Annotated in this window: 4 protein-coding genes and 1 pseudogene; 3 read left to right on the top strand and 2 right to left on the bottom strand. The window is 58.5% G+C overall.

The genetic code is table 11. From position 1 onward, the window contains the following. The first annotated feature begins 10 nt into the window (after positions 1–10). Complete coding sequence (locus P0D89_RS50650) at positions 11–292, top strand: hypothetical protein (RefSeq protein ID WP_408370425.1); 282 nt, start codon at positions 11–13, stop codon at positions 290–292. A gap of 261 nt (positions 293–553) precedes the next feature. On the opposite strand, the pseudogene P0D89_RS50645 reads toward P0D89_RS50650, so the two are convergent. Continuing rightward, positions 554–1,465 (bottom strand): annotated as a pseudogene (locus P0D89_RS50645) (AraC family transcriptional regulator). A 166-nt stretch (positions 1,466–1,631) separates the two neighbouring features. Here P0D89_RS50645 and P0D89_RS50640 point away from each other — a divergent pair. Continuing rightward, positions 1,632–2,465 carry an oxidoreductase gene (locus tag P0D89_RS50640; protein WP_408370419.1) on the top strand — a complete coding sequence of 278 codons (834 nt, stop codon included), beginning with the start codon at positions 1,632–1,634 and terminating at the stop codon, positions 2,463–2,465. Positions 2,466–3,068: 603 nt separating this feature from the next. On the opposite strand, the gene P0D89_RS50635 is transcribed toward P0D89_RS50640, so the two are convergent. Continuing rightward, entirely contained in the window at positions 3,069–4,031 is a 963-nt protein-coding gene (locus P0D89_RS50635; RefSeq protein WP_408370421.1) for a GlxA family transcriptional regulator, read from the bottom strand. 190 nt (positions 4,032–4,221) lie between these two features. Here P0D89_RS50635 and P0D89_RS50630 point away from each other — a divergent pair, with 190 nt between their 5' ends. Continuing rightward, positions 4,222–5,412, top strand: a complete 1,191-nt coding sequence (locus tag P0D89_RS50630) for an MFS transporter (RefSeq protein WP_408370423.1) — start codon at positions 4,222–4,224, stop codon at positions 5,410–5,412. Positions 5,413–5,485: the final 73 nt, after the last annotated feature.

The following is a 5,485-nucleotide window of genomic DNA, read 5'->3' as shown; positions in this document are numbered from 1 at the left end:
GAAGTGGCTGATGCTTCCCGCCCTGGTCCTATTGCTTGCTGGCTGCGCGGCGGGCGGCAATTTGCAAAGCGCGGCGCACTTGAGCACATCGCAATGCCGCGACCTGGCCGCGCTCAGGAACAACGCGCCTATGACGCCAGAGCGCAACCTCAGCGAACTGGCGGCTTTGAGGCAAGCGGGCTACGACCCATCCAGGTGGTTTGACCCGTACTACCCTGAGGATCTGCAGGCGGCACAGCGCCGGGTCGACCGTTGGTTCCAGGCGGAATGCCAGCAGGCGCCGCCCGCTTGACGCCGAACTAATTGAGCTTTATCTCACCTGACGCTTGTTTGGCCGACTTGGCGAGACGAAAGGTCAGATGCCGACCCACGCCCGCCGATCGATACAGCCGAATCCCAATGACCGCGTCCGAAGTACATCGGACTTTTCGGCCATCAAGCAGGCCGAAGCTCACCAAGGCGAAGCGGTCAATCACTGTAGGTTTTGGGCGCGACTAGCACGCGAAACGAAACCGCCATTGAGAATCGTGCAGTCAGTCGTAGCCACCTTCCATCAATGCGACGAGACGAACTTTGACTCCGGAAAGGCTGGAGGCAGCGCGAAGCTCTGGCGAAGGCGTTTCGTCTCTGCGGCAGGCGTTCGGCCAAAGAGTCGCTTGAATTCCCGGTTGAATTGAGAGGGGCTGGCATAGCCGACCGCATGACATGCCGCCTCAGCAGTCATGCCATGGCGCACCATTAGCAAGCGAGCCTGATGTAATCGAGTGGATTTCACGTACTGCATCGGCGACGTACTCGTGATGGCCTTGAAGTGGCTGTGGAACGTAGGGACGCTCATCCCGGCCTGGTTTGCCAGGCCTTGAAGGTCTAACGGCTCGGCATAGGTCGCGTGGATACGCTCCAGCGCTCTGCCAATCTTGCCGAATTGCCCTTACATCGCTAAAGCCGCACGCATTGCGTTGCCTTGTCCGCCGGTAAGAACACGGAAATACAATTCACGTACCAGTGCTGGCCCAAGGATTGCGGCGTCAAGTGGCTGGTTCATTGCCTCCAGAAAGCGGAGTACGGAGGCTCGCATCGCCGCATCCATTGGGCTCGACATCATGGTCTGCGGCACGTCACCCGACGATGGCACGCCATGGTGATCTATCTGAATCATGAGTTCGGCCGCCACCTGAAAGTCCAGATGCATGTACAGCGCCAGTAGTGGACACTCGGGCGTCGCGTCGGTCTCCATCGTGAAGGGGACCGGCACCGCAACAGCCAGATAGTGCTGCTCGTCATATACATAAACCCGGTCACCAAAATATCCCCGCTTTCTACCCTGGCAGACGATCACGATGCCGGGATCGTATAGCACCGGCGTGCGAGACAACGCCCGGTCCGAACGCAGGATACGCACATCACGCAACGCAGTCAGGTTGTAGCCTTCCTGCGGAGCCAGCTCAGTCAGCAAGGCCACCATCCGGCGCTTTTCGCGTGCGCGGGCGGAGGAAGCACGTCGGTCAACGTTTTCCTTGTGGGCCGCTTTGCTCATAGAAATAGGCAATAAATGTAGATGATTGGGTCTGATTTTGAGGGTTTTTTCAGAATAACATGCAACTCTCAAACCCACCCTAGGAATGTTTGCAATGCCATCAACTAAAACCATGCTTATCACCGGCGTCAGTAGCGGCTTCGGACGCGCATTGGCCGAAGAAGCGCTCGCCGCAGGGTATCGGGTCGTCGGCACGGTACGAAGCGAGCAGGCAAAACAGAGCTTTGAATCGCTTAATTCCGCAAACGCGTTCGGGCGAGTACTTGACGTTACCGACTTCGATTCAATCGAAGATGTCGTCAATAGAATTGAGGCGAACGTGGGGCCGCTGGACGTGCTGGTGAACAACGCCGGTTACGGTCACGAGGGCGTCATGGAAGAATCATCGCTTTCTGAAATGCGTCGGCAATTCGACGTGAACGTGTTCGGTGCTGTTGCCGTTATGAAGAGTGTGTTGCCGTATATGCGCGAGCGACGACGCGGACATATTCTCAACATCACATCGATGGGCGGCTTTATCACCATGCCGGGAATCGCCTACTACTGCGGCAGTAAATTCGCATTGGAGGGAATTTCCGAGGTCCTCAGTAAAGAAGTCAAGCCATTCGGCATCCGCGTGACCGCAGTGGCACCAGGGTCTTTTCGCACCGAGTGGGCAGGTCGATCGATGATTCGAACGCCGCGCTCGATCCCGGACTATGATTCTCTGTTCGACCCGATTAGAAAAGGACGAGAAGAGAAAAGCGGTAGGCAACTTGGAGACCCAGTGAAAGCTGCGCGTGCCATGTTGTCCGTTATCGAAAACGACGAGCCGCCATCGCATCTTCTGCTAGGGAGTGATGCGCTCGGCTTGGTCCGGGAAAAGCTCTCGTCACTTAGTGCAGAATTTGACGCTTGGGAAGGTGTTACCAGATCGACCGACGGATGAGTGCGCGTTGCGCCCGTATTTGGGGACCTTCTAATGGGACTCGTTAGCATTAGACAGCGTCGGATGAACCTGAGGAGATCCGAAGCGGCCTTCTCCTTGTCGGGCCGCGATGTTGCGACGAACGGGCCTTCTTATTCCGATCGGCCCAGCCGGCCGCTCGGCGGTGGACTGTCCGATGGCGGCTTCCGCCCCAACGAGCGGGCGCTCGTCATTGACCATCGGATGGCCGGTTGCGGAGCCGACGCCTGACCGTCTTACCGACGACGCATTTGAATAGCAGGTTGTGGCCAAGGCCGTGTGTAAAGGCAAAAGTACTCGGTTTTCGGGTGTCGCTTTACCCCTCCCAGGTCGGCACCAAGCCAATACATCGCGTTCTGAAGGGTCGATTTTTTTCAGAACACCGCATTCAGCATGCGTTTTCACACGGCCTTATATGGCCGTTTTGTGCCGTAGCCACCGAACCGGATTTCACCAACCCAAGCATGCGCTTTCGCGAACGAAGAGCGTATCCGAGAGTACGATCACTCGCATGCTCGACCGTACTGTTCACAGTCCGTCCGAGTTACGTGACCGAGGCGTATCGCGCGCGGGCCAGTGCATGGTTCATTGGTGGTCGCGTCCACTCGACTCACGGGTTTCCCTGCTGAGGCGACGGACCACTTGGGGTGGTTGCCCAATGGTCCGCAGGAACGCCCGCCTCATTCGCTCGCGATCCGAGAAACCGACTTCGTCTGCGATCACATCCAAAGATAAACGCCCTTTTTCCAGCAACAGCCTCGCGGCCTCCACTCGCAAATGTTCAACGGCTTTGGCAGGGGACTGCCCCGTCTCAGAACTGAAAGCGCGACTGAACTGGCGCGGGCTTAAACCCGCGACGTCGGCCAGTTCCTCGACGGTCAGTGCATTGCGCAGATTGGCGTTCACATAGTCGATCGCCTTCTGGATTCGGTCGGACTTGGGCTCCAGGTCGAGCAACGTGGAGAACTGCGATTGGCCGCCGGCGCGGCGATGATAAACGACAAGCTTGCGGGCCACGGCGCGTGAAACGTCCGGGCCGTGATCCTTCTCGATCATGGCGAGCGCCATGTCGATCGTGGCCGTCATGCCTGCCGATGTCCAGATCGGTCCGTCAACGATGAAAATCTGGTCCTCTTCGACTGCTATTGTGGGAAAGCGGCACTGCAGATCGTGTGCGAAGCGCCAATGTGTCGTCGCCCGGCGACCGGCCAGAACGCCTGCTTCGGCCAGGATAAAAGCACCTGTGCACGGCGCCGCGATCCGCCTCGACGTGCTCAAAGCGCGCCTGACGAAGGCAGTTAATGCGGTGGAGACAATGTCAATCTCGACACCAGAGCCAAACATGACTGTGTCGAATGCGGCGTCGCAGAAGGGCTGCGTTTCCACGCGAATACCTGCCGAGGACAATACGAGTCCTCCCTCTTCAGACACGACTGTCACCTGGTATGCCGGCTCGCCGAGCACGACGTTCGCCATTTCAAAGGCAGTGACTGCCGCGAAACCCATTAGGTAGAAATTCGGGAATACAACGAAGCCAATCGTATGCATAGCTTGCCCAGGTCATGTCCTGAATCGCCTGTATATATGACATTTGAGACATGGTCAACGACGATTATTCTCTACTCATATCGTTCCGGCGCGCAAAAATCTGGCCGGCCCGACGCCGCGATCGCACACCAGTCAAATTGCGATGCGTCTTCGGATTGAACCTCAAACCGCTTATCGCAACAACCTTCATATGGATCGTCGGCTACTGATACTCGCCGTGGGCATGTTCGCAATGGGCACCGACAACTTCGTGGTCGCCGGCATTCTTCCAGGCGTCGCTGCATCACTGCATACGTCCGTCAGCCTCGCGGGGTTGATGGTCACCTTTTACGCGTTAACCTACGCGGTGGCTGCGCCAGTAATGGCAGCTTTGGCGGGCGGTTGGCCACGGAAGCTTCTGCTGGTTTCCGCTCTCGGCATTTTCGTTGCCGGCAACATGCTGAGCGCGCTCGCCATGGACTTGCACTGGGTTTTATTCAGCCGGACTCTGTCCGGATTCGGCGCGGGTCTGTTCTCGCCTACTGCATTGGGTGTTGCCTCTGCGCTTGCACCGCCAGAGAAACGCGGCCGCGCGCTAGCCGCAGTAACGGCCGGATTGACGGGAGCGACAGCCCTCGGCTCACCGATCGGCACGTTTATCGGCGGATTCGGAAGCTGGAGAACGACTCTCTGGTTCGTCGCCTTGCTCGGGATTGTGGCGATGGTCGGCGTCTGGACGATGCTGCCGTCCGTGCCCCGGCCGGCGTCCGTCAGGTTGCGAGAGCGGCTTGCACCGGCCCGCGATGTGCGCATAGCGCTAACCTTGCTCACTTCGCTATTCGCCTTCGGCGGGTTTCTCATGGTGTACACGTATGCAGGCGTGGTGCTGCAACGTGTAACGCACGGCGACGGACGCGTTCTCGCCGGGATGTTTCTGCTGTGGGGCGTGGCGGCGACGGCCGGGAACCTCCTGGCCGGCCGCCTCGTCGACCGCTTCGAAAGCCGAACCATCACCAATGCCATGCTGTGGCTCGCCATCGTCAATTTTTGTGCGCTGCCGTGGACATCGGCACATGCATTCAGCGCGGCAGTAGCGCTCACGATCTGGGGCATATGTGGGTGGGGGCTCATCGTCCCGCAACAACATCGGCTGGTGCAACTGTCACCGGGAGTGGCATCACTGCTGCTGGCCCTCAACAATACCGCGACATACATCGGACTCGCCTGCTCCGGCGTACTCGGCGGTGCAGTGCTCCAGTCGATCGGCGGGCAATACCTTGGGCTCGTTGCGGCCGCGCTGATTGCGATAGCTTTCTTGCTTGCCGAAGCCGCGCATCATTGCACGCGCCATCCACGCATACAACACCGCGCGACGATTAATCGCGAGGTCGGTCCCGTCTGATTGGCTATGTACTTCCAGTTCAAACCGCGACGACCCGAACGACCTACATTGTCGCGAATACACGATCTTTCAT

It is taken from the genome of Paraburkholderia sp. RL18-085-BIA-A, assembly GCF_046027075.1.
GTDB lineage: Bacteria > Pseudomonadota > Gammaproteobacteria > Burkholderiales > Burkholderiaceae > Paraburkholderia.
The sequence above is the reverse complement of the archived record's forward strand: the minus strand, read 5'-3'. Positions and strand labels throughout refer to the sequence as shown.